This is a genomic window from Kribbella sp. NPDC050820 (assembly GCF_040653975.1).
GTDB lineage: Bacteria > Actinomycetota > Actinomycetes > Propionibacteriales > Kribbellaceae > Kribbella.
Genome location: NZ_JBFAHB010000070.1, coordinates 13,222 through 37,052 on the forward strand (window position 1 = coordinate 13,222; position 23,831 = coordinate 37,052).

18 protein-coding genes are annotated in these 23,831 nt (G+C 69.9%); 11 read left to right on the forward strand and 7 right to left on the reverse strand.

Annotated features, from left to right (window positions below):
- Window positions 1–11: 11 nt before the first annotated feature.
- The 4 genes from AB0H36_RS38325 to AB0H36_RS38340 are packed head-to-tail and all read right to left on the reverse strand — an operon-like array spanning window position 12 to window position 3,869.
- Entirely contained in the window at window positions 12–662 is a 651-nt protein-coding gene (locus tag AB0H36_RS38325; protein ID WP_360535195.1) for a PIG-L family deacetylase, read from the reverse strand.
- The gene (locus AB0H36_RS38330; protein WP_360535197.1) at window positions 662–1,516 is read right to left on the reverse strand and encodes a glucose-1-phosphate cytidylyltransferase; all 855 of its coding nucleotides are present in this window, start codon (window positions 1,514–1,516) and stop codon (window positions 662–664) included. The genes AB0H36_RS38325 and AB0H36_RS38330 overlap by 1 nt, the downstream gene beginning before the upstream one ends.
- A 26-nt stretch (window positions 1,517–1,542) precedes the next feature.
- The gene (locus AB0H36_RS38335) at window positions 1,543–2,775 is read right to left on the reverse strand and encodes a class I SAM-dependent methyltransferase (protein ID WP_360535199.1); all 1,233 of its coding nucleotides are present in this window, start codon (window positions 2,773–2,775) and stop codon (window positions 1,543–1,545) included.
- Window positions 2,775–3,869 carry an SDR family oxidoreductase gene (locus tag AB0H36_RS38340; protein ID WP_360535201.1) on the reverse strand — a complete coding sequence of 365 codons (1,095 nt, stop codon included), beginning with the start codon at window positions 3,867–3,869 and terminating at the stop codon, window positions 2,775–2,777. Before AB0H36_RS38340 ends, AB0H36_RS38335 begins: the two co-directional genes overlap by 1 nt.
- Window positions 3,870–4,058: 189 nt before the next feature.
- Between AB0H36_RS38340 and AB0H36_RS38345 the strand changes: the two genes are divergently transcribed.
- Genes AB0H36_RS38345 through asnB form a run of 3 tightly spaced genes read left to right on the forward strand, consistent with a single transcriptional unit; the run spans window position 4,059 to window position 8,526 of the window.
- Window positions 4,059–5,381 (forward strand): nucleotide sugar dehydrogenase, encoded by a 1,323-nt coding sequence (locus tag AB0H36_RS38345; protein ID WP_360535203.1) that lies wholly within the window; start codon window positions 4,059–4,061, stop codon window positions 5,379–5,381.
- Window positions 5,378–6,607, forward strand: coding sequence for a glycosyltransferase family 4 protein (locus AB0H36_RS38350; protein WP_360535205.1), 1,230 nt, complete (start codon window positions 5,378–5,380; stop codon window positions 6,605–6,607). Before AB0H36_RS38345 ends, AB0H36_RS38350 begins: the two co-directional genes overlap by 4 nt.
- Window positions 6,607–8,526 carry an asparagine synthase (glutamine-hydrolyzing) gene (gene asnB, locus AB0H36_RS38355; protein WP_360535207.1) on the forward strand — a complete coding sequence of 640 codons (1,920 nt, stop codon included), beginning with the start codon at window positions 6,607–6,609 and terminating at the stop codon, window positions 8,524–8,526. The genes AB0H36_RS38350 and asnB overlap by 1 nt, the downstream gene beginning before the upstream one ends.
- A 19-nt stretch (window positions 8,527–8,545) precedes the next feature.
- Here asnB and AB0H36_RS38360 read toward each other — a convergent pair whose 3' ends face one another.
- Window positions 8,546–9,742, reverse strand: a complete 1,197-nt coding sequence (locus AB0H36_RS38360) for a transposase (protein WP_360535209.1) — start codon at window positions 9,740–9,742, stop codon at window positions 8,546–8,548.
- A 102-nt stretch (window positions 9,743–9,844) separates the two neighbouring features.
- On the opposite strand from AB0H36_RS38360, the gene AB0H36_RS38365 reads away from it, so the two are divergent.
- The 8 genes from AB0H36_RS38365 (at window position 9,845) to AB0H36_RS38400 (ending at window position 21,466) form a co-directional block, all read left to right on the forward strand.
- On the forward strand, window positions 9,845–12,094 hold the full coding sequence (locus tag AB0H36_RS38365; RefSeq protein ID WP_360535211.1) for a bi-domain-containing oxidoreductase: 2,250 nt from the start codon (window positions 9,845–9,847) through the stop codon (window positions 12,092–12,094).
- Window positions 12,091–14,052 (forward strand): alginate lyase family protein, encoded by a 1,962-nt coding sequence (locus tag AB0H36_RS38370; RefSeq protein ID WP_360535214.1) that lies wholly within the window; start codon window positions 12,091–12,093, stop codon window positions 14,050–14,052. The genes AB0H36_RS38365 and AB0H36_RS38370 overlap by 4 nt, the downstream gene beginning before the upstream one ends.
- 83 nt (window positions 14,053–14,135) lie before the next feature.
- The gene (locus AB0H36_RS38375) at window positions 14,136–15,353 is read left to right on the forward strand and encodes a Wzz/FepE/Etk N-terminal domain-containing protein (RefSeq protein WP_360535216.1); all 1,218 of its coding nucleotides are present in this window, start codon (window positions 14,136–14,138) and stop codon (window positions 15,351–15,353) included.
- The gene (locus AB0H36_RS38380; protein WP_360535218.1) at window positions 15,350–16,981 is read left to right on the forward strand and encodes a hypothetical protein; all 1,632 of its coding nucleotides are present in this window, start codon (window positions 15,350–15,352) and stop codon (window positions 16,979–16,981) included. Before AB0H36_RS38375 ends, AB0H36_RS38380 begins: the two co-directional genes overlap by 4 nt.
- Entirely contained in the window at window positions 16,978–18,216 is a 1,239-nt protein-coding gene (locus tag AB0H36_RS38385; protein WP_360535220.1) for a hypothetical protein, read from the forward strand. The genes AB0H36_RS38380 and AB0H36_RS38385 overlap by 4 nt, the downstream gene beginning before the upstream one ends.
- A complete protein-coding gene (locus tag AB0H36_RS38390; RefSeq protein ID WP_360535222.1) occupies window positions 18,213–19,415 on the forward strand; it encodes a glycosyltransferase in 1,203 nt (400 codons plus the stop codon). Before AB0H36_RS38385 ends, AB0H36_RS38390 begins: the two co-directional genes overlap by 4 nt.
- A 33-nt stretch (window positions 19,416–19,448) precedes the next feature.
- The gene (locus tag AB0H36_RS38395; RefSeq protein WP_360535224.1) at window positions 19,449–21,086 is read left to right on the forward strand and encodes a right-handed parallel beta-helix repeat-containing protein; all 1,638 of its coding nucleotides are present in this window, start codon (window positions 19,449–19,451) and stop codon (window positions 21,084–21,086) included.
- A gap of 5 nt (window positions 21,087–21,091) precedes the next feature.
- Entirely contained in the window at window positions 21,092–21,466 is a 375-nt protein-coding gene (locus AB0H36_RS38400) for a hypothetical protein (protein ID WP_360535226.1), read from the forward strand.
- 82 nt (window positions 21,467–21,548) lie between these two features.
- Here the strand turns inward: AB0H36_RS38400 and AB0H36_RS38405 are convergent, their stop codons facing one another.
- Both AB0H36_RS38405 and AB0H36_RS38410 read right to left on the reverse strand, forming a co-directional pair.
- Window positions 21,549–22,106, reverse strand: a complete 558-nt coding sequence (locus AB0H36_RS38405; RefSeq protein WP_360535228.1) for a sigma-70 family RNA polymerase sigma factor — start codon at window positions 22,104–22,106, stop codon at window positions 21,549–21,551.
- 131 nt (window positions 22,107–22,237) lie between these two features.
- Window positions 22,238–23,767, reverse strand: a complete 1,530-nt coding sequence (locus AB0H36_RS38410) for a sugar transferase (RefSeq protein ID WP_360535230.1) — start codon at window positions 23,765–23,767, stop codon at window positions 22,238–22,240.
- Window positions 23,768–23,831 lie beyond the last annotated feature (64 nt).

Consider the following 23,831-nt stretch of genomic DNA (forward strand, 5'->3'; position numbering starts at 1 on the left):
ATCCCCCTCGATCACCATGTCAATGTCGCCTTGGCCGTGGTGAACGCCTCCGCGTACGGCGCCCGGCACTCCATGCCGCGCAGCCTCGCCAGCCCGGCGAAGACCTCTTCGTCGAACCAGTCGTGCGGGACCTGGGACGGGTAGGCCTTGTGCAGCCGGGTGATCTTCTCCCGCAGCTGCTCCTCGGTCAGGTCGACGTACAGCCACGGCCGGCCGATGTCGCCGTCCCACTTGGGGATCTCGTAGTGCAGCACCAGGTGGCTGCGCCACACCGTCGGCGCGAGCTCCGCGATCAGGCGGTGGTCCTGGTGCGCGTCGGTGCGGCTCGGCGCCAGCACCAGGTCGGGGCTCCTGCTCCCCCGGGCCGTTGCCTCGAGCAACTCCTTGGTCTCGTTCCAGAACGCCGGCAGCCGGCCGTCCGGCAGCTCGGCCGAGGTGACGGTCACCTCGCACTCGGGCAGGAACAACTCCGCGGCCCGCCGGGCCTCGTCGAGCCGGAGCGGGCTGCCGGTCGCGATCACGAACTCGGCGGTCAGCTCCGGCACCGACTCGGCCAGCTTGAGCAGCGTGCCGCCGCAGCCGATCTCGATGTCGTCCGGATGCGCGCCCAGGGCCACCAGGTGGACCGGGCGCTCGATCAGGCCGAGCTGGAACGGCAGCATCAGATCGCCACCACCATGGGCGAGTCGTCGGACAGGAACTCCGGCTTCTGCAGCACCTGGGCCCGCTGCTCGCGGGTCTCGTGGCTCCACAACGCCCACGGCTTCTTGCCGGTGCGGTACAGCTCCTCGAGCTGGCTGCGCTCCTTGAGCGTGTCCATCGGCGCCCAGAACCCGTGGTGCGGGATCGCCTCCAGCTTGCTCATCGCGGCCAGCCGCGGGAACGCGTCCCCGACCAGGTCCTCGTCCTCGTGCAGGACGTCGAAGATCTCCTTCTTGATCACGAAGTAGCCGCCGTTGATCCACATGTTCAGGTCGGCGGCCGAGCGCAGCCCGGTGATCCGGGCGTCGGTGCCGAACTCGACCACGTGGAAGGAGGCCTGCGGCGGGACCGCGAGCAGGCTGGCGGTGATGTCGCTGGTCATCACGTGGTCGACGATCTTGTCCATCGGCGCGTCGGTCAGCACGTCGCCGTAGTTGGCCAGGAACGCGTCGTCGTCCTCCAGGTACGGGCGGACCCGGCGCAGCCGCTCCCCGATCGAGGTGTCGATCCCGGTGTCGACGAAGGTGATCTTCCACTCGCTGATGTCGGAGTCGAGCAGCTCGATGCGCTGCCCGCCCTTGGTCATCACGAAGTCGTTCGACACGGTCTCGTCGTACCGCAGGAAGTACTCCTTGACCGCCGAGCCGCCGAAGCCCAGGCAGAGGATGAACTCGGTGTGCCCGAAGTGCGCGTAGTAGCGCATCACGTGCCACAGGACCGGCCGGTCGCCGATCGTCATCATCGGTTTCGGTGCGGAGTCCACCCCGCTGCGCATCCGCAGCCCGAACCCCCCACAGAAGATCACGACCTTCATTGCTGTTTCCCTCCCCGGGGTCGTGTTCAGATCACTTCGAGGCGCGGGATCGGTACGACGAACTTCGCGCCCCACTCCCGTGCGTAGGCCAACTGGTGGACGATCTCCTCGCGCAGGTTCCACGGCAGGATCACGATGTAGTCCGGGCGCGCCTCGGCCAGCCGCTCCGGCGCGTGGATCGGGATGTGCGTGCCGGGCAGGAACATGCCGTGCTTGTGCGGGCTGCGGTCGACCGTGAACGGCAGCAGGTCCTCGCGGATGCCGCAGTGGTTCAGCAGCGTGTTGCCCTTGCCTGGAGCGCCGTACCCGGCGACCGACTTGCCGGCCCGGGCCGCGCTGACCAGGAAGCTGACCAGGTCGGCCTTGATCGCGAAGACGTCCTTGGCGAACCCGGCGTGGCCCTCGACCGTGTGCAGCCCGGCGTCCTCCTCGTCCTTCAGGACCTTCAGCACCAGCTCCGACGGCTCCCCCGCCGTCTCCACCGGCTGGGACATCAGCCGCAGCGAACCGCCGTGGCTGACGAGCTCCTGGACGTCGGCCACCTTCAGCCCCGCCTTCTCCAGCGCGGCCGCGGCGGTCTTCAGGGTCAGGTACTGGTAGTGCTCGTGGTAGATCGTGTCGTACTGGCGGCCTTCGATCAGCCGGAGCAGGTGCGGGAACTCCAGCGACACCAGGCCGTCGTCCTTGACCAGCGCCCGCAGGCCCTTGGCGAAGTCGACGATGTCCGGCACGTGCGCGAACACGTTGTTGCCGACGACGAGGTCCGCCTGGCCGTGCCGGGCGGCCGCGTCCCGGCCGGTCTCCTCGCCGAGGAAGTAGCTCTCGGTCCGGATGCCCTTCTCGTTGGCGATCTCGGCGATGTTCGCGGCCGGCTCGATGCCGAGCACCGGGATGCCGAGCGCCACCGCGTGCTGCAGCAGGTAGCCGTCGTTGCTGGCCGCCTCCACGATCAGGCTCTCGGCGCCGAGGTCGAGCCGCTCCTGCATGTCCACGACGAACCGGCGGGCGTGCTCGACCCAGCTGGTCGAGTACGACGAGAAGTACAGGTAGTCGCTGAACACGTCGTCGGCCGCGACGTACGCCGGCAGCTGGACGAGCAGGCAGTTGTCACAGATCCGGACGTGCAGCGGGTAGAAGGTCTCACCGCTGTCGAGCTGGTCGGCCCGCAGGTAGCTCTCGCACGGCGGTGACATCCCCAGGTCGACAAAAGTACGGGTCAAGGGCTCGCCGCACAGGCGGCAGGCGACTGGTTCCCCCATCAGTGCTTCTCCTCGGCTGCGTCATTCTTGGTGAACACTGGTGCCCCCGGTCCCGGGAACTGGTCATCGGTCTGCCGGCGCAGCTGGTCGTCGACCAGCCCCGCGGACAGCAGCTGCTGGATCCGGCGCAGCCGGACGAACTGGGCGGAGTCGAAGTCCGCCTGGGTCAGGCCGTGCCGCTGGTACGCGGCGGCGAGCTCGTCGACGCCCTTGCGCACCGTCCACTGCAGCTGCAGGTCCGGGAAGGTGTCGTTGAGCTTGGCGAAGTCGACCTTGTAGTTGCGCAGGTCCGGACCCGCCCCCTCGGCGATCGACAGCGTCGAGCCCGGTACGGCGTCGCGGACCATCTCGGCGATGTCGCGGACCTGGACCACGTCCTCGGACCGGCCGACGTTGAACGCCTGGTCGTGGATCACCTCGCGTGGCGACTCGAGCACCTTCAGGAACGCCCGGCTGATGTCCTCGATGTGCACCAGCGGCCGCCACGGCGTGCCGTCGCTCTCCAGCCGGACCTGGCCACTCGTCATCGCGATCGCGGTCAGGTTGTTCACCACGATGTCCAGCCGCAGCCGGGTGGAGGCGCCGTACGCGGTCGCGTTGCGCAGGTACGTCGGGCTGAAGTGGTCGTCGGCGAGCTTGGACAGCTCCGCCTCGGCCAGCGCCTTGGTCTCGCCGTACGGCGTCACCGGGAACATCTCGGCGTCCTCGGCGACCGCCTCGGAGCCGGCCGCGCCGTACAGGCTGCAGGAGGAGGCGAACAGGAACCGCTCGATGCCGGCTTCCTTGGCCGCGCGGGCGACGTTCAGGGTGCCGTCCAGGTTGACCGAGTAGGTCGCGTCCCGGTTCAGGTGGCCGAGCGGGTCGTTGGACAACGCGGCCAGGCAGACGACGGCGTCGTACCCCTGGAGCTCGGCGGAGGTGACGTCCCGCATGTCGCGCGGCTTCCGGGAGCCGATCGGGTCCGGCCCGCCGAGCAGGTCGCAGCCCTCGTACAGCCCGGTGTCCAGCCCGTCGACCTGGTGCCCGGCGTCCCGCAGGAACGGCACCATCACCGCACCGATGTACCCGCGATCCCCGGTGACCAGAACTCTCATCCGCCCGCTCCTCCGCTCGGCTCTGTCGTCGCTGTAACAGATCACCGAGCGGGCGCGGTGATACACCGCCCGCGGATTCGATTCCGGCAAGTCCGGTGTATCAGCGCCGGAGGGTGACTGCTCCATAGAGGGCTGAGACCAGCAAGGGGCCAAGTTCAATCGCAGGGACACGCTCAATTGGGGGGCGTTATGAAGGTTGCCGTATTCGGCTTGGGCTACGTGGGGTCGGTGACGGCGGCCTGCCTGGCTGCTGCCGGCCACGACGTCTGGGGGGTCGACGTCGACACTGCCAAGGTCGGACCGATCACCGAGGGACACAGCCCGGTGGTCGAACCCGGCCTGGACGAGCTCGTCGCGGCGGGCGTCACCGCGGGCAGACTGCACGCGACCACCGACCCGCGACTGGCGCTGGACGGAGCGGACGTCTCCCTGATCTGCGTGGGGACGCCGTCGACACCGGCCGGCAGCACCGACCTCACCTACATCCGGCGCGCGGTCCGCGACATCGCGGAGGCGGCCGGCGTGGTCGCGCCGCCGGCGTCGGGCTTCCACAGCATCGTTGTCCGCAGCACCGTTCCGCCGGGCACCGTCGACGAGGTCGTCGAGCAGGTGCTGGCCGAGGTGCCCGGCTCCGACGACTTCACCTTCGGTACGGCGATGTGCCCGGAGTTCCTGCGGGAGGGGTCCGGGCTGGCGGACTTCTACGACCCGCCGTTCGTCGTGGTCGGCACCCGGAACCCTCGGGTCGGTACCGCTCTGACCGACCTCTTCGGCTTCCTCCCCGCCGAGGTGCAGGTGGTCGACGTCCGGACCGCCGAGGCGCTCAAGTACGCCTGCAACGCGTTCCACGCCACCAAGGTCTCGTTCGCGAACGAGATGGGCCGGATCTTTCGGTACTACGGCGTGGACTCGCGGGAGGTCATGCGGCTCTTCGTGCAGGACACCAGCCTCAACATCTCGCCGTACTACCTGCGCCCCGGGTTCGCGTTCGGCGGCTCGTGCCTGCCGAAGGACCTGCGCTCGGTGCTGCACCTGGCCCGGGTCAACGACACCGACCTGCCGCTGCTGGCCGGCACGCTCGCGACCAACGAGCTGACCGTCCGCGACGTCGTGGACCGGGTGGTGGCCGGACCGGGCCGGGAGGTCGCGCTGCTCGGCCTGAGCTTCAAGACCGCGACCGACGACCTGCGCGAGAGCCCGAGCGTCGAGCTGGCCGAACGGCTGATCGGCAAGGGCTACAACCTGCGGATCTACGACGCGATCGTGAACCCGAGCCGGCTGGTCGGCGCCAACCTGCGGCACGTGAGGTCGAAGCTGCCGCACCTGCAGCGGGTGCTCACCGCCGACCCAGTCGAGGCGCTGCGCGACGCCGACGTGGCGCTGGTCTCGGCCACCGACCACGCGGCGATCAGCGCGCTGCTGACCACGCCCCCGGCCCGGACCATCGACCTGAGCGGCCGGCTGGGCGCCGAGGTCGAGGCGCTGTCCGGATACGAAGGAGTGGGCTGGTGAGCGGTCCGCGCGTCCTGATCATCATCCAGAACCTGTGGGTGCCGTTCGACCGCCGGGTCTGGCTGGAGTGCAAGGCCCTGACGGCGTCCGGGTACGACGTGACCGTGGTCTGCCCCAAGGGCCCGGGTGACCCGTCGTACCAGGTCCTCGAGGGCGTCACCGTGCACAAGTACAAGGCGTACGCGCCCGGTGGCAGCAAGCTCAGCTTCGTGGCGGAGTACGCCTACTCGTTCCTGATGACGCTGCTGCTGGTGCTGCGGGCCCGCAAGGCCGGCAAGTTCCAGGTGCTGCAGGCGTGCAACCCGCCGGACATCTTCTGGCCGATCGCGATCCTGCTGCGCCGCCTGGACCGGACCAAGTTCGTCTTCGACCACCACGACCTGTGCCCGGAGCTGTTCCAGTCCCGGTTCGGCGGTACGACGAGCCCGGCGTACAAGGGACTGCGCTGGCTGGAGCGGCGCACGCACCGGACGGCGGACCACGTCACGTCGACCAACGACTCCTACCGGCACATCGCGATCACCCGGAGCGGCAAGGCCAACCACGACGTGACCGTCGTGCGGACCGGCCCCGATCCGGAGCGGTTGCGCCGCGGCGCACCGGACGAGTCGGTGCGCCGCGGGCACCGGTACCTGGTCACCTACATCGGCGTGATGGGCCCGCAGGACGGCGTCGACATCGTCGTCCAGGCCGCCGACGTGGTGGTCAACAAGCTCGGCCGCACCGACATCGCGTTCACGCTGATGGGCGGCGGCGACGCGTTCGACGACGTGGTCGCGCTGCGCGACCAGCTGGGCCTGCAGGACCACGTCGAGTTCACCGGCCGGGTGCCGGACGAGACGGTCCGCACGGTGATGTCGACCGCCGACCTCGGCCTGTCGCCGGACCCGAAGAACCCGCTCAACGACGTCTCCACGATGAACAAGACGATGGAGTACATGGCGTTCGAGCTGCCGGTCGTCGCCTTCGACCTGATCGAGACCAAGGTCTCGGCCGCCGACGCCGCGGTGTACGTCGAGCCGAACGACGTGACGAAGTACGGCCAGGCGATCGTCGACCTGCTCGACGACGAGGTACGGCGCCGCCGGATGGCCCGGTTCGGTCGCGAGCGGGTCGAGCAAGTGCTCGCCTGGAAGCACCAGCAGAAGGCCTACCTCGAGGTGTACGACCGGCTCACCGGCCACCCGAGTGCCGTCGGCGAGTTCCCGAAGGCTGCGGGGTCCTGATGTGCGGCATCGCCGGCTGCTACCAGCAGCACGACGGTCTCGCCCTCGCGCAGACCATGAACGACCGGATCGCGCACCGCGGTCCGGACGCCGACGGCGTGTACCGGTTCGAGGACGGTGACATCCGGGCGTACCTCGCGCACCGCCGGCTGTCGATCATCGACCTGTCCTCGGGGGCCGACCAGCCGTTCACCAAGCGCGGCCTGACGATCAGCTACAACGGCGAGCTCTACAACTACAAGGAGCTGCGCGCCGAGCTGGTCCGGGCCGGGGTGACATTCCGGACGCACTCCGACACCGAGGTGGTGCTGGAGGCCTGGCGCCGCTGGGGTCCGGCGGCGCTGTCGCGGTTTCGCGGCATGTTCGCGTTCGCGATGCTCGACGAGGACAGCGGCAGCCTGTTCCTGGCCCGCGACCCGCTCGGCATCAAGCCGCTGTACTTCCTGCGCCGGCACGGCGGCGTCATCTTCGCGTCCGAGCTGAAGGCCCTGGTCGCCGCGATCGGGCCGGAGCTGCGCACCGATCCCGGCGCGCTGATCTCCTCGATGCTGTACTACTGGCTGCCCGAGCAGCGCTGCGCGATCGACGGCGTGGAGAAGCTGCCGCCGGGTTCGTGGTCGGAGTTCCGGCCGGACGGGAGCAGCCGGCACGAGACGTACTGGCGGGTGACCGACGTCGCCACCGAGGCGGCCGCCGGTCCGCGCGCCGACCTGCGCACGGTCATCGAGGAATCGGTCGCCGCGCACCTGGTCGCCGACGTCGGGGTGTCGACGTTCCTCAGCGGCGGGCTCGACTCCAGCCTGGTCACGGTGCTGGCCAAGCGGCTCGACCCCGGCATCGACTCGTACACGATCACCTTCCGGGCTCAGGACCAGCGGCTCGAGGCGATGCCCGACGACGCGATCTACGCCCGCAAGGTGGCCCAGCAGTTCGGCATCGACCTGCACGAGATCGAGATCGCGCCCGACGTGGTGAACCTGCTCCCCCGGATCGTCGACGTGCTCGACGAGCCGATCGGCGACCCGGCCGCGATCAACACGCTGTTGATGTGCGACGCCGCCCGCGACGCCGGGGTCAAGGTGCTGCTGTCCGGCATGGGCGCCGACGAGCTGTTCGGCGGCTACCGCAAACACCTCGCCTGCGTGATGGGAGCGCAGTACCAGCGACTCCCGGGCGTGCTGCGCAACGGTCTCGTCGGTCCCGCCGTCCGGCGGCTGCCGGTCACCGCGAACGGGCGCGGCCTGCGGTACGCGCGGTGGGCGAAGCGGTTCCTGACCTTCGCCGACCTGCCCGAGGAGGCCGCGTTCCGGCGCAGCTACACGATGTACGACGCCGACGAGCTGGCCTGCCTGCTCAGCCCGGACCTGGAGCCGTACGTCGGGAAGCTGATCTCCGAGCACAGCGACATCTACCACGACACCACGCTCGACGACCACGTCAACCGGATGTGCCTGGCCGACGCGCGGATGTTCCTGCCCGGCCTGAACCTGGCCTACACCGACCGGTCCAGCATGGCCGCGTCGACCGAGGTCCGGACGCCGTTCGTGGACCCGATCGTCGCGCGGGCCGCGTTCTCCATCCCGGGCCGCGAGAAGATCCACCGGCGCCAGGGCAAGCTCGCGCTGAAGAAGGCCGCCGAGGCCTGGCTGCCGAAGGAGATCATCTACCGGCCGAAGGCGTCGTTCAGCGCGCCGCTGCGGGCCTGGGTCCGCAACGACCTGCGCGAACTGGTGGACGACGTGCTGCTGCGCGGTGAGCTGGTCGGCAGCGGTTTCCTGCAGCAGGCCGCCGTACAGCGCCTGGTCGACGACGAGCGGGCCGGGCGGCAGGACTACTCCAAGCAGATCTGGCAGCTGCTGACGCTCGAGACCTGGATGCGAAACATGCGCTCCCTGGGCTTGACGTCCTCCCCATCCTGAAGGTCGGGGATTTCACAAACTACGCGGAGGTAGCGTGTTGAGGTTCACGCTTCGGCGAGACCCGTACGGGCGTCTCTCGGCGTGCGCTGACGGCCCGTCCGGCCGCGATGTTGACAGCGGCGTTCACGTCGGCATTCGCCCGATGTCCGCAGGCCGTGCATCGGAAGACCGCTTTGTTCTCGCGGTTCTCCGACGCACGGTGCCCGCAGACGCTGCAGGTCTGCGACGTGTACGCAGGGTCTACTTTCTCGACCCGGCCCGGCGCCTTGTCCTCCAGCCGGGCCACCAGGCTGCCCCAGCCGTTGGCCAGGACGCCCCGATTGAGCCCGGCCTTGGCCCGGCGACGATTCGGCAGGTACCCACCTCGTCGGTCGGGGTCGGGCTTGGGCTTGGGCCGCCTGGTCAGCTGAGCGATGCGCAAGTCCTCCACCCGGATGACATCGAACCTCGTCGCGAGGTCGGTGCTGGTCTTCTCCACCCAGTCCTTCCGCCGGTCGCCGGCACGGGCGTACAGCTTGGCGATCGCAGCCTTCACTCGGTGACGCCGGTTGGAGCCGCGACAGCACCGCGACAGCCGACGTTGCAGACGCTTCAGCCGTTCGGCTTCACGTTTCGACAGGCCAGGGCAGGTCAGGCGTTCGCCGGTGGAGAGGGCGGCCGAGACTGTGATGCCGCGGTCGACGCCGACCTCTTCGCCCGTGCCCGGTGCGGGGATCGGCGGTGGGATCGCGGCGAAGGCGAGATGCCAGCGTCCCGCCGGGTCGCGGGTGACGCGGTAGGACTTGGCGGCGGGAACGGCGCGCGAGAGCCGGAACCGTACCCAGCCGACCTTGGGCACCAACACCCGTGCCCACTTGCGGTTCAGCTTGACGACCCGGGAAGCCCTGGGGCCGACGATGCGGAACCCTTCGTGCCGCCCGGCTTTGCGCCAGGTCGGTCTTCGGTGCGTTCCGGCGTAGAAGCTCTTGGCGGCCTGGTCGAAGTCCCGCAGCGCCTGCTGTTGCACGATCTGCGACCCGGCGCGCAGCCACGCGAATTCAGCTCGCCCTTCGGTCAGCTGCCGACACTGCTCGGCAAAACCCGGCACCGGGCCTTTGTCGCGAGTCCACATCGACCATTGCTCGAGCGCCAGGTTCCACATGTACCGGGCATGCCGGCACTGCTCCAGCAATGCAGCCTGCTGCGCGGGCGTCGGGTACATCCGGAACCGAGACATGCCAACCACCCAATCAGCAGGGACCGACAGTCCCCGATCTTCGAGGGGAGGGCGTCGCGGTTCCTCCCGTCTTGAGTGACGGGAGCCCCCGCGACCCATCCGATGAAACAGGTTGCACAGAACTACAAGTCCGGCGAGCTGGCGGTGCTCGACGTGCCGCCGCCCACCTGTGCGCCCGGCGGCGTGCTGGTCCGCTCGCTGTACTCGCTGATCTCTACCGGCACCGAGCTGATGAAGGTCGGCGAGGCCAAGCTGTCGATGCTCGGCAAGGCGCGGGCCCGGCCGGACCAGGTGAAGAAGGTGCTGGACTCCGTCGCTCAGCAGGGTGCGCTCAACACCTACAAGAAGGTGATGAACAAGCTCGACTCCTACACGCCGCTGGGCTACTCACTGTGCGGTGTCGTGGTCGAGGTGGGCGCCGGGGCCGAGGAATTCAGCGTCGGCCAGCTGGTCGCTGCCGCGGGCAACGAGTTCGCGCTGCACGCCGAGTACAACTGGGTACCGGTCAACCTGTGCGTTCCGGTGCCGGACGGGGTGCCGCCGGAGCAGGCCGCGTTCTCGACCGTCGGCGCGATCGCGATGCACGGCGTCCGGCAGTCTGAGGTGCAGCTCGGCGACACCGCGGTCGTGATCGGGCTCGGCCTGGTCGGACAGCTCGTGGTGCGGCTGCTGGTCGCGGCAGGCGTCCGCGTGTTCGGCATCGACACCGTCGAGGACCGGTGCCGGATGGCGGAGAAGGCCGGCGCGCTGCACTGCTCGTCGGCGGACGAGGCGGGGATCGCCGTACTCGAGCGGTCGTTGCTGGAGGCGTCGAACGGGCTCGGGGCGGACCACATCCTGCTCGCCGCCGGCGGTCACACCAACGGCCCGGTCGAGACTGCGGCCCGGCTGGCCCGCGACCGCGCCCGGGTGGTCGACATCGGCAAGACCAAGCTCGACCTGCCGTGGAACGCCTACTACGACAAAGAGCTCGACGTCCGCTTCTCCCGCTCCTACGGCCCCGGCCGGTACGACGACCGCTACGAGCTCGAAGGCATCGACTACCCCGCCGGCTACGTCCGGTGGACCGAACGCCGCAACCTCGAGTGCTTCATCGACCTGATCGCCCGCGAACAGATCGACGTAGGCTCCCTGGTAGCCAGGGTCTTCCCCATCGCCGACGCCACCGAGGTCTACCAACAGCTCTCCTCCGGCGCCTTCCAGGGCGTCGGCTTCTTGTTCGAATACCCGAAGCCCGAGCCGCAAGGCGAGGGCGAGCCCGCCGCCACCCGCGGCCCCGGCGCCTCGACCACCGGCCAGGGTGTCGCCGCCTCGACCACAACGCGCCGGCGGGAGCCGGCCGGCAAGCCGGCTCACGCCGGCGCAGCCCGGTTGGGGTTTGTGGGTGCCGGCAATTACGCGTCTTCCATGCTTCTTCCGCACCTGCACAAGAACGAGGATGTTGCGCTCGCGCACGTCGCGACCAACAAGTCGTTGTCGGCCGCGAACGCCCAGCGCCGGTTCGGGTTCGAGCAGATCTCGACGGATGCCCAAGCAGTGCTGGACGACGAGTCGCTGGACGCGATCTTCGTGGTGACCCGGCACAGCACGCACACGGACCTCGCGTGCAAGGCACTCGAGACCGGCAAGGCCGTGTTCGTCGAGAAGCCGCTCGCGTTGAACGACGAGGACCTGGACCGGATCGTCGCGACCGTCGAGCAGACCGGCAACGACCGCCTGATGGTCGGGTTCAACCGCCGGTTCGCGCCGCTGCTGACCGACCTGCGGGAGCGCTTCGGCACCCCCGGCGGCGGCTCCTCCCTGCGCTACCTGGTGAACGCCGGCCGGCTGGACCCGTCCAGCTGGTACCTGGACCAGGACAAGGAAGGCAGCCGGTTCGGCGGCGAGGGCGGCCACTTCATCGACACGGTGAGCTGGTGGCTCGACAGCCCGCCCACCGAGGTGTACGCCGTACCCGGACCGGACGCCGGCGACGTCATCGTCAGCCTGCGGTTCGCGAACGGGTCGGCCGCCACGATCAGCTATGTCGGCGGCGGCAACTCGCGGTTCCCGAAGGAGACGCTGGACATCACCGGTGGCGGCCGCAACGGCCGACTGGACAACTTCCAGAGCGCGTCGGTGTGGGCGGGCCGGAAGCCGTCGACCCGCAAGGCTCGCGGCACCGACAAGGGCCAGCGAGTCGAGCTGGAACGCTTCGTCCAGGCGGTGAAGTCCGGTGGACCGATGCCGATCCCGTTCGACTCGCTGGTCGCCACCACCCGCGCGACCATCGCCGTCGACCGCAGCCTCGCCAGCGGCAAAGCTGAGCAAATTCTGCCCCCATCCCACCGCCCCGGTCAGGGAACCATATGAGCCGCCAGCCCTTGGGTTGGTACGTCCGCCGCCTGCGCCGGATGTCCCCCACCGAGCTGGCCTGGCGAACGCGTGACCACGTACGGCGTACTGCCTGGGCTTACCAGCAGGTCCGGCCCGGGCAGGACGCCGACATCCAACTGCCACTGTGCCGGGAGCTGACGTTCCCGGCGGTGCTGCCGCCACACGCCGCCGACGGCGTACCCGACGAGGCGCGTACGGCGATCATCGAGACCGCCGACGCGATCCTGGCCGGCAAGCTCGAGGTGCTCGGCGTCGACCGGACCGACCTGAAGGCGCCGGACTGGTTCCGCGACCCGACCACCGGCCGCCGGTCGGACCCGGCGGAGTACACGTTCAAGCTCAACCACCGCAACGAGGACCTGGTCGGGAACATCAAGCAGGTCTGGGAGTTGTCCCGGCACCACCACCTGACCCAGCTCGCCGCGGCCTGGTACCTGACCCACGACGACACGTACGCCGACCGCGTCGCCGACCACCTGAACGACTGGTGGCGGTCGAACCCGTTCCTGTCCGGGGTGCACTGGGCCAGCGGGATCGAGATCGGGATCCGGCTGATCAGCTGGGCCTGGATCCGGCGGCTGCTCGACGACTGGCCCGACGTCACCGACCTGTTCGAGCACAACGAGCTGGCGTTGCGGCAGCTGTACTGGCACCAGCGCTACCTCGCCGCCTTCGAGAGCCGCGGCTCGTCGGCGAACAACCACGTGATCGCCGAGGCCGCCGGCCAGCTGGTCGGCGCCTGTGCCTTCCCCTGGTTCACCCCCAGCGACAAGTGGCGCACGAACGCGGCCGAACTGCTGGAGCGCGAGCTGGACGCCAACACGTTCCCGTCCGGCGTCAACCGCGAGCTCGCGACCGACTACCACCGCTTCGTCTCCGAGCTCGGCCTGTACGCCGCTGTGGAGGCGGACAAGGCCGGTCATCCGCTGAGCGGGCAGACCTGGGCGCTGCTGACCCGGACCGTCGACGTGGCCGCGGCGATCGTCGACAACACGCTGCGCCCGCCGCGTCAGGGCGACGACGACGAGGGCATGGTGCTCGTCCTCGATCCGCCCAACGTCCACAGCTGGTCGGCGTTCCTCTCTCTCGGTGCCGCGGTCGTCGGGCGCGCCGAGTGGTGGCCGGACAGTCCGCAGACGGCGGCCGCCGTACTGGCTGGGAGTCTGGTCAACGGCGCGCAGCCGCATCGGCCGGCTCAGCGCCCGGACCACTTCGCCGACGCCGGGATCACGATCCTGCGCAGTCGAGACGAGGGTCCCGAGATCTGGTGCCGCGGTGACGCGGGGCCGCACGGATTCCTGTCCATCGCCGCGCACGCGCACTGCGACGCGCTCTCGCTCGAGGTCCGGGTGGGCGGCGTCGACATCCTGGCCGACCCGGGGACCTACTGCTACCACGGCGAGGAGGAGTGGCGGAACTACTTCCGCTCCACGATCGCCCACAACACCGTCGAGGTCGCCGGCGCCGAGCAGTCCGTCTGGGGCGGCCCGTTCCTCTGGCTGCGCGGCGCAACAGGCCGGGTACGGCGGTACGCCGCCGACGGCGACGTGGTGACCTGGGATGCCGAGCACGACGGCTACCGGTCCGGCGACACCCCGATCACGCATCGGCGGACCGCCGTACTGGATGCGGGCGTGCTGCGGGTCGAGGATCAGCTGGACGGCTCGGCCGACGTACGGATCGCCTGGCATCTCGGGCCGGAGGTGACGGTCGACCTCGACGGCGCGACCGGGCGGCTGAAGTGGCCGAACGGATCCGCGGTCGCCGAGTTGCCGGCCGGGTTGAGCTGGACCGCCCACTGCGGTGGCGACGATCCGTTGCTCGGCTGGTACTCACCGCGCTTCGGCCGCAAGGTGCCGATCACCACCCTGGTCGGCTCCGGCGTACTCGGACCGGACTCCCCCGCGGTCAGCAGCTTCCAGTTCCGGTCCTGACCGGAGTCTTGCTGTATCACCCCCGGTTTCGGTCCCTCTATTACTCGAACCGTTCGTGACGTTCGACTGGAGGGGCGGGGCCTGTGAGTTCACAGCAGCTCGACGTCAAGAAGTCCTGGCGTGCCATCCGGCGGCACCGACTCATCGTCGCCGCCGTGGCAGCGGTCGGCCTGCTCGGCGGGCTGGGCTACGGCCTGCTGGTGCCGCCGTTGCACACGGCCACCTCGCTCGTCGTGCTGCCGCCACCGCCCGCTGCGGACCCGCAGAAGGCCGAGGGCACGCAGAGCATCGAGACCCAGGTGTTCATCGCCGGGAGCGAGCCGGTGCTGAAGAGCGCCGGCCAGAACCTGAGCCCGGCGCTGTCCACCAAGGTGGTGCGGGAACGGGTGAAGGTGACGGCGTTGACCGACGACGTCATCAAGATCGACGCCAAGGGCGAGACGGCCGCGCAGTCGATGCGGCTGGCGAACGCGGTCTCCGAGGTCTACCTGGTCTTCATCACCACCGACCAGGTGCTGCCCGGCGACCTGGGAAAGAAAACGGGGGCTCGGGTGCTGGAGCAGGCGACAACCGCGAGAGGTGGCAACCTCGCGGTCCATCTGGGGATCTGGGGACTGCTCGGCGCGCTGATCGGCGCCGTCGCAGGCTCGATCGGAGTACTGGCCAAGGTGCGCGGTGACCGCCGGCTGCGGTTGCGCGACGAGATCGCCGACGCGGTCGGACTGCCGGTGCTGGCGTCCGTCTCGTCGTACCGGGCGACTGACGTGTCCGACTGGACCTATCTGCTGGAGCACTACTCGCCGACCTCGGTCGAGGCGTGGAGCCTGCGCAAGACGCTGCACCACCTGAACCTGGATCTGAAGGGCGGCACCCAGCAGTCGCTGACGGTCATCTCGTTCGCCGGCGACGACAAGGCGCTCCCGCTCGGCCCGCAACTGGCCGCGCTGGCGACCTCGATCGGCATCACCACTTCGATCGTGGTCGACACGCACCAGGAGCCGGCCGGGGAGGTTGCCCTGGACATCCACCTGGTTGTGGTCGACAAGGACGCCCCGCACCTGGCCGGCACCACCCGGACGACGCGCACGATCGTCGCGCTGTCGGCGGGCACGGTCACGGCCGAGGAGCTCGCCCGACTGGCGGTCGCGGCCGCGGCCGACGACCGCATCATCGACGGCCTGGTCGTCACCGATCCCGACCCGTCCGACCGCACCATCGGCCGCGTCTCGCAGTCCGTCCGCCGCTCCGGCTCGCGACTGCCCACTCTCCTCACCGGCACCACCGCGAGGAGGACCAAGTGAGCAACCAGCCCTACAACCAGCCCGTCGCCACCGATCCCGGCTGGACCGACGACGACGGCCTGTTCGCGACCGAGCCGACCAACGCCTACCCGCCGGACAGCCTGGTCACCTTCCGCTTCCTGCGCGACGCCCTGCGCCGGCACCTGCGGATCTGGCTGATCCTGGCCGCCGTCGGCCTGCTGGGCGGCCTGGCGTCGACGTTCGTCCTGCCGCAGCCGCACGTGTCCTCGACCCGCCTGGTGCTGACGCACAAGGACGGCGAGGACCCGGCCAAGGCGATGGCGACGGACGTCAGCCTGGCGACCACGCACACAGTCGCGCAGCGGGTGATCGACCTGCTCAAGCTGCCGGAGACGCCGGACGACCTGCTGAAGCGGTACACCGCGACCCCGAAGACCGACCGGGTGCTCGAGGTCGCCGTCCAGGCCAAGACGACCGACGAGGCCACCAGGCAGGCGACCGTCATCGCCCAGGTGTTCCTGATCTTCCGCAAGGAGCAGATCGCGCTGCAGGACGTGCCATTGGGCCGCGACCTGACCGCTGCGACCTCGGCGGTCTCGGTGGCCGAGGCGGCCGTCCGGGCGGCCGGCGACAACCCGGACGAACCGGACCGACCGAACAGCACGCAGATGATCCGGCTCGGGGTTGCCCGGGACCGGCTGCAGTACGTCCGCCAGCAGATGCTGGACCAGGAGGTCCAGGCCTCCCGGATGAACAGCAGCCGGATCCTCGACGTGGCCGCGCCGGTGCCCGTGTCGGCCAAGCGGACGCTGGCGATCAACGCCGGCACCGGCCTGCTCGCCGGCCTGTTCATCGGCATCGCCTTCGTGATCGTCCGGGCGCTGATCTCCGATCGGCTGTGGAAGCGGCAGGACATCGCCGGCGCCCTCGGCGCGCGGGTCCGGCTGAGCAGTCCCCGGCCGTCCCGCCTGCAGTTGCTGCCGTTCCCGCGCTACCTGCGTTCGTCCCAGCGGCGGAACCCGGAAGTCCGGCTGATGGTTCAGCACTTCGGCCAGCGCATCTTCTGGGGTGAACGGCCCACGCCGGCCACCGTCGTGGTGAGCGTCGACGACGTCCGCACTTCCGCGCTGGTCGTGGCCGCGCTGGCGGTCTCGCTGGCCGAGGAAGGCAAGCACGTCCTGGTGGCCGACCTCAGCGAGACTCGGCTGCTGGCGATGATGCTCGGCGTCAAGGCGCCGGGTACGCGCGAGTCGCGGTTCAGCGAGCCGCAGCGGCGGATCGACGTCTACCTGCCCGATCCGGACGGCGGTCCGGCGCAGGGTTGCTACCTGCGGCTGAGCGAGACCAGCCGGCCGGAGAGCAGCGGTGACATCGCGCTCGACGCGGCCTGGGAGGTCGCCGACGTGGTGCTGACGCTGGCCACGCTGACGCCGGAGCTGGGCGCGGACCACCTGGGCACGTGGGCCTCGCACGCTGCGGTCGTGGTGACCGCGGGCCGGTCGACCACCGCCAAGATCCAGGCCACCGGCGAGATGCTGCGGCTGGCCGGGCTCGAGATCGACACCGCCGTCGTACTGCGGCCGGACCGCACCGACGAGACCGTCGGCGTCGCCGAGGCCGAGGCGGCCCCCGCCCGGACCGTGGATGTGGAGATGTTCGGCCGATGACGACCGGACTCAGCGAACGACTGGCGACCCGGATCGGCCGCCGGCCGACCCGGCGGGTGCGCGCGCCCGAAGTTCGCCGGCGTCGCCGCGTCCAGCTGGTCTGGGCGCTGCTGGTGCTGAACGTGATGACGTTCTTCGCCGGCGCGCCGTACCTGCTCCCGATCCCGGGCATGATCGGCAAGCTCATCGCGCAGGGTGCGCTGGTGGGCGCCTTGGTGGTCGTCCTGATGGTCAACCGGCCGGTCCGGGTCCGGCCCAGCGTCTTCATCTTCCTGCTGCTTCTGCTGGCGTCCGTGGCGTTGCTGTCCAGCATCCGGGCCGAGTTCCTGTTCGGCGCGCTGTTCCGGGCCGGCCGGCTGCTGACGTTCGCGATGGTGCTGTGGCTGCTGACGCCGTGGTGGACCCGGCGCGACCTGCTGCTGGTCCGGACCCACTTGATGGCGTTGTGGGGCATCCTCGGCACGGTCGTGCTCGGACTGCTGGTATCGCCGGGCACCGCGATGTTCGAGGAGCGGCTGCACGGAGTCATCTGGCCGATCCCGCCGACCCAGGTCGGGCACTACGCCGCGGTGGCGACGGGTCTGACGGTCGTGCTGTGGTTCTCCGGACTGCTGAGACGCAGTGTCGCCTTGGCCAGCGTGCTGGTGGCCGTCCCGGTGCTGCTGCTGACCCACACCAGGACCGCGTTGGTCGCGCTGCTGGCCGGCGTACTGATCGCTGGGTTGAGCCTGTTCACCGCGCGCACCCGGGCCCGGCGGTTCCTCGCGGTCGGTGTCATCGTCTTCACCGTCGGGGCGCTGACGCTCGGCTCGGTGGTGACCACCTGGCTGGCGCGTGGGCAGGACTCCGAAGAGGTGACCGCGCTGACCGGGCGGCGGGCGGTCTGGGAGTCGATCCTGGCCGCGCCACGGTCGACGTTCGAGACGTTCTTCGGGTTCGGCCTGTCCAACAAGTCGTTCAACGGGCTCCCGATCGACAGCAACTGGCTCGGCACGTACTACGACGTGGGCCTGGTCGGGGTGGCGATCACGATCATGCTCGTGCTGTTCGTGCTGACCGCCGCGTGGTTCCGGCCGCAGGGACCGCAGCGCGCGCTGGCGCTGTTCCTGGTCGCCTACTGCGTGGTCGCGTCCTTCACCGAGAGCGGTCTCAGCGAGGCCTCGCCGTACCTGCTCGAACTGACGCTGGCGGCGTCGCTCGTGTACAACGTGAACACCCGTGAGGGAGCGCGATGAAGATCCTGCTGGTGCACAACAGGTACCGGTCGACCGCTCCGAGCGGGGAGAACCGCGTGGTCGACCAGGAGAGCGCGGCGCTGGCCGAGCACGGCCACGATGTCCGGCACTTCGAGCGGTTCAGCGACGAGATCGAGGACTGGCCGGCCTGGCAGAAGGCCACGCTGCCGGCCCGGGTGGTGTGGAACCCGGCCAGCAAGCGCGACCTCGCCGCGGAGCTCGAGCGCTTCCGGCCGGACGTCGTCCACGTGCACAACACGTTCCCGCTGCTCAGCCCGTCGGTGCTGTACGCCTGCCGCGACGCGGGCGTGCCGGTCGTGATCACGCTGCACAACTACAAGCTGCTCTGCGCCAGCGGCGACTTCTTCCGCGACGGCGCGGTCTGCCACGACTGCGCCGGCGGCAACCCGCTCCCCGGGGTGAAGCACGGTTGCTACCGCGGCTCCAAGCTCGCGACCGCGACCACCGTGCTCAACACCCGCGGCCATCGACGGACGTGGCGCAATCTGGTCTCGGCGTACGTCTTCATCTCCGAGTCGCAGCGGCTACTCATGAACGGGATGGACTTCGACCCGCACCGCTCGTTCGTCAAGCACAACATGGTCCCGTACGACGGACCACTCGGCGGCGCCCGGGATCGGCAGGTCAGCTACGTCGGCCGCCTGGACGCGGCCAAGGGTGCTCCGCTGCTGATGAAGGGCTGGGACGCGTACCGGGCGATCGCCGGGGACGACGCCCTCCAACTCGTCGTCGCGGGCGGTGGGCCGCTGCAGGACGAGGTGACCGCCTGGGCCGCCGAGCGGCCGTCGGTCCAGCTGGGCGGCCTGATGAGCAAGCAGGAGGTCTTCGAGCTGATCAGCCGGTCCCGGGCCGTCGTCCTGCCGTCGGAGTGGGAGGAGACGTTCGGGCTCGTGGTGGTCGAGGCGATGGCGGTCGGGGTACCGGTGCTGGCGTCCGGTCACGGATCGTTCCCGGACCTGGTCGAGCACGAGGTCGACGGCATGCTGTTCGAGCCCGGCCGGCCGGACGCGCTGGCCAAGCTGCTGCTCGACGTCGACACCACGCCGGACCGGTACGAGGAGCTTGGCCGCCGCGCCCGCAAGACCTACGAGGAGAAGCACCAGCCAGAGCACAGCCTCGAGCAACTGCTCGAGATCTACCGGTTCGCCGTCCGCAACCCGGCCTCGGCGCACCGCTGAGTCCCCGGAACAACTGCCCCTGAAGGATGTGTCATGGAGCATCGCGACCCGCCCCCTCCGGCCCCTGGGCGGAGCACCGCGTGGTACCGCGACCGTCGGATCCTCGGCGCCGCGGCGCTGATCGTCGTCGCCGCACTGGTGGCGATCGGCCTCGCCGTCACCGGCGGTGATCCGGCACAGGAAGAGGCACAGGCCAGTCCGGCGACGACGCCGACCGCGCCGCACAACCAGCCGGCGCCGCCCGCTCCGGCCACGCCGCCGGCGAAGATCTGCGGCAACACCACCGCCCTGGCGGGACCGGCCCAGGCGCCGGCCGGCGCAGTCGTGGTCAGCACGACCCAGAACCTCAACCAGCTCACCGAGGCGAGCCCGGCCGGCACGACGTTCTACCTCACCGCCGGCACGCACATCCTCGGCAACGGCCCGTACGCCCAGGTGATCCCGAAGGAGGGCAACACCTACGTCGGCGCACCCGGCGCGGTCCTGGACGGCCGCAAGCGCAACCGGTACGCGTTCACCGGGTACGCCAACGGCGTCACGGTGAAGAACCTGACCATCCAGAACTTCGGGGCGCCGCGGAGCAACAACGACGAGGGCGTGGTCAACCACAACGCGTCCGGCCGCTGGACGATCCAGGCCAACACGATCCGGCTGAACGCCGGCGCCGGGGTGATGGTCGGCGACCACAACGTTGTCAAGGGCAACTGCCTGCAGCAGAACGGCCAGTACGGGTTCAACGCCTACCACCCGGAGAAGGTCAACGGCATCACCATCGAGGGCAACGAGATCGCCGGCAACAACACCGACGACTGGGAGAAGCTGAAGGTCGGCTGCGGCTGCACCGGCGGCGGCAAGTTCTGGGAGGTCACCGGCGCGATCATCCGGAACAACTGGGTGCACGACAACCTCAGCGCCGGGCTGTGGGCGGACACCAACAACTCCGGCTTCGTGATCGAGGGCAACTACATCTCGAACAACCTGGCCGAGGGCATCGTCTACGAGACCAGCTACAACGCCGGTATCCGGGGCAACTCGTTCGTCCGCAACGGCCTCGGCAAGGGCCCGCTGAACCAGGGCTTCCCGACCCCCGCGGTGTACATCTCCGAGTCCGGCAGCGACAACCGGGTGCAGAGCGTGTTCAACCAGACCTTCGAGATCGCCGGGAACGTGTTCACCGACAACTGGTCCGGCGTGATCCTGTGGGAGAACTCCGACCGGTTCTCCGGCTCGGCGGCCAACACCAGCACCGGCGCCGGCACCCTGGTCAACCCGGCCGTCGTCACCGCCAAGACCTGCAACGCGGACAACATCCGGAACGAGCCGTACCTGAGCGACTGCCGGTGGAAGACGCAGAACGTGCGAGTGCACGACAACGTGTTCTCCCTCGACCCGGACAAGATCGGCAAGACCTGCGCGTCCCGGGCCGGCTGCGGCTACAACGGCCTGTTCTCCAACTGGGGCACGTTCCCGACCTGGTCGCCGTACCACAAGGCCACCGTGCAGGATGCCATCACCTACAAGCAGGGCAACAAGTTCTACGAGAACACCTACGCGGGCCCGTGGAACTTCATCGTGCACGAGCAGGGCAACCGGGTGAACTGGGCGGCCTGGCAGGGCGCGCCGTACGGGCAGGACCCGGACAGCGTGATCAAGGTGCAAGGGGAGCGCTGAGGGCGATGATCGGGCCTCCTGAGCGTGCCGCCGGCGAGCAGATCGCACTGCTCCGCTCGGTCGGCTACGCCGCGTTCGGGCGGCACGAGCGGAACCTCGACGTCCTCGACCTGGTCTTCGACAGCCTGGTGGACGCCCCGGAGAGCTGCCGCGACGAGGTACGGGCGCTGCGCTTCGCAGGCCACGGCATCACCCTGGACGTCGACGTCCGGGGCCGCGGCGACCTGACCGTCGAACTGCGCGTCTCCCCCGCCGGACCGGTGGTGGTCGAGTCCCGAGGTTCGGAGGACGGCCCGACGAACGCCCGGCTGGTGAGCTTCCTGCTGCGCTGGCCGGGCACGGCACAGCGGCCGGTCCGAACCGCGTGGGTCATGCTCTGACTCGCGCGGCCCGAAACCGGCCGCCGGCTAAGCCGGGCCCGGCAATCCGCAGGGAGTTGCCGGGCCGGGCCCGTCTGCTGCTTCAGGAGGCAAGCAGCATCCGGAGCTTCTCCAGGCACCGGCCGCGGATCGGGCCGATGCTGCCGATCGGGATCCCGATCGTCGCGGAGATCTCGGCGTACGGCGCCGGCGGGTCGGCCATCAGCATGCCCATCAGCTGCTGCCACCGATCCGGGAGGCTCTGCAAAGCCCGCCGTACGTCATCGGCCCGCTCGTCGGCGAGCAGGTCGGCGTCCAGCTCCGGCTGGTCACCGGCCACGCCCTCGAACGCGGCGGACTCGTAGGTCAGCAGCACCCGCTTGCGGAACGCCAGCACCCGCAGGCACTCCCGGCGGGTGGTGACGACCAGCCAGGCGCCGACCCGCTCGGGGTCGACCCGGTGGATGTGCTCGAGCAACCGCAACCAGACCATCTGGGAGACGTCGGCGGCATCGCTGTCGCTGAGCCGGAAGCTGCGGGTGACCGCCCAGACCAGCCGGGCGTAGTGGTCGACCAACCGGCTCCACGCGCCCTGGTCGCCGGACGCGGCCTGGATCACCAGGTTCGCGGCCTCGGACCGGCCGGACTGGTCGCCGGGCATAGGTTCGTCAGTGCCTGATGGGGCACTGAGTTGCTGCAACATTGGATTCCCCCCTCGGGAATGCACCGCTGTCGTCCTCAGATGTGTGGTGCTTGTGATGCCGCCCGGCCGGCAGATGGCCGGGGGCGGATTCAGTAGGCGCCGTCGCGTCCGAGGACAGCGCGGGCGGTCTTCCACAAGATGAGCAGGTCCAGCGCGATCGACCAGTTGTCGGCGTACCGCAGGTCGAGCCGCATGGACTCCTCCCACGTCAGGTCGCTGCGCCCGCTGACCTGCCACAGGCCGGTCAGTCCGGGCTTCACGAGCATCCGCCGCTCGTCCTCGATCGCGTAGCGCGCCACCTCGGCCGGTAGCGGCGGCCGGGGCCCGACCAGTGACATGTCCCCCCGGAGCACGTTCACCAGTTGCGGCAGCTCGTCGATCGAGAACCGGCGCAGGTACTTGCCGACCCTCGTCACGCGCGGATCGTCACGGAGCTTGAACAGCACCCCGTTGCCCTCGTTCAGCTTCTGCAGCTCCGACTTGCGTTCCTCGGCGTCGACCACCATGGTGCGGAACTTCAGCATCTGGAACCGCTCGCCGGCGTGGCCGACCCGGGTCTGCTTGAACAGCACCGGTCCGCGGCTGGTGATCTTCACCAGGAACGCGGTGACCAGCAGGACCGGCAGCACGCCGACCAGGATCAGGCCGCCGACGATCCGGTCGAAGATGCTCTTCAGCAGGTGCGGCCCGCCGCTCACCGACGGCCGCTCCAGGTGCAGCAGCGACAGGCCGGCGACCGGGCGGATCGAGATCCGCGGGCCGGCGACCTCGACGATGCCGGGCGAGACGATCAGCTCGACCCCGCGCTGCTCGAGCGCCCAGGACAGCTTGCGCAGCGAGTGCCCGGCCAGCTCCGGGTCGGCGGCCACCGCGACCACGTCGACCTCGAACTGGTCGACCGCGGCCAGGATGTCCATCTCGGTCCGGCCCAGCTGCTCGGGCTCGGCCTCGTCGAACGCGTCCCCGCGCGGCAGGCAGCTGGCCACCACGACGTACCCGTCGGCCGGCCGCTCCTCCAGGTGCCGCCGCAGCGTGGTCACCTGGTCGTTGCGTCCGACAACGAGCACGTGGCGCATGCACCGGCCGTCGAACCGCCGCCGGGAGATGGCGCGGTGCAGCAGCCAGCGCAGGAACATCGCCGCCAGGCAGGTCATCGGGACCGCCAGCACGACGAAACCACGGGCGACCTCGAGCTTGATGGCGTACGACGTGATCGCCACCAGCGCGGTCAGTGCCACCGCGGCCCGGATGATCGAGCGGAACTCCTCCGGACCGGTGCCGAAGTACCGGCTCTCGTAGCCGCGTTCGAGCGCCACGCACGCCAGCCAGGCGATCGGCAGGACGGCGCCGAGTATGAAGTAGCCGAGGTTGATCTGGCCGCCGAACCGGGCGGCGAGGGCCAGCGACCCACCGACCAGCGCGGCGGCGACGTCACCGGCGAGCGCGGCCCACCGGTACTTCGACACCCAGCGCGCCTCGGTGAGCCGGGCAGCCCGCGGCACGATTGCCGGGACCTCGTCCGGTACGACCCAGACCGGCCGGCGTCGTTCCCCCGACGGCGCCGGCCGAAGGGCAGCCGAATCGGCCAACCCTTCCTCGGACATGACAAATTCAGTCACGCACAGTCACCCCCCACAGGTGAATCCGAAGCACGTGACCAACCCACACCCCGTCACGAACTTC

What these genes read in the sequence shown, in the direction of transcription:
- AB0H36_RS38325 (WP_360535195.1), bottom strand. Translation starts at nt 662, where the DNA reads ATGCTGCCGTTCCAGCTCGGCCTGATCGAGCGCCCGGTCCACCTGGTG.
- AB0H36_RS38330 (WP_360535197.1), bottom strand. Translation starts at nt 1,516, where the DNA reads ATGAAGGTCGTGATCTTCTGTGGGGGGTTCGGGCTGCGGATGCGCAGC.
- AB0H36_RS38335 (WP_360535199.1), bottom strand. Translation starts at nt 2,775, where the DNA reads ATGGGGGAACCAGTCGCCTGCCGCCTGTGCGGCGAGCCCTTGACCCGT.
- AB0H36_RS38340 (WP_360535201.1), bottom strand. Translation starts at nt 3,869, where the DNA reads ATGAGAGTTCTGGTCACCGGGGATCGCGGGTACATCGGTGCGGTGATG.
- AB0H36_RS38345 (WP_360535203.1), top strand. Translation starts at nt 4,059, where the DNA reads ATGAAGGTTGCCGTATTCGGCTTGGGCTACGTGGGGTCGGTGACGGCG.
- asnB (WP_360535207.1), top strand. Translation starts at nt 6,607, where the DNA reads ATGTGCGGCATCGCCGGCTGCTACCAGCAGCACGACGGTCTCGCCCTC.
- AB0H36_RS38360 (WP_360535209.1), bottom strand. Translation starts at nt 9,742, where the DNA reads ATGTCTCGGTTCCGGATGTACCCGACGCCCGCGCAGCAGGCTGCATTG.
- AB0H36_RS38365 (WP_360535211.1), top strand. Translation starts at nt 9,845, where the DNA reads ATGAAACAGGTTGCACAGAACTACAAGTCCGGCGAGCTGGCGGTGCTC.
- AB0H36_RS38370 (WP_360535214.1), top strand. Translation starts at nt 12,091, where the DNA reads ATGAGCCGCCAGCCCTTGGGTTGGTACGTCCGCCGCCTGCGCCGGATG.
- AB0H36_RS38385 (WP_360535220.1), top strand. Translation starts at nt 16,978, where the DNA reads ATGACGACCGGACTCAGCGAACGACTGGCGACCCGGATCGGCCGCCGG.
- AB0H36_RS38390 (WP_360535222.1), top strand. Translation starts at nt 18,213, where the DNA reads ATGAAGATCCTGCTGGTGCACAACAGGTACCGGTCGACCGCTCCGAGC.
- AB0H36_RS38395 (WP_360535224.1), top strand. Translation starts at nt 19,449, where the DNA reads ATGGAGCATCGCGACCCGCCCCCTCCGGCCCCTGGGCGGAGCACCGCG.
- AB0H36_RS38400 (WP_360535226.1), top strand. Translation starts at nt 21,092, where the DNA reads ATGATCGGGCCTCCTGAGCGTGCCGCCGGCGAGCAGATCGCACTGCTC.
- AB0H36_RS38405 (WP_360535228.1), bottom strand. Translation starts at nt 22,106, where the DNA reads ATGCCCGGCGACCAGTCCGGCCGGTCCGAGGCCGCGAACCTGGTGATC.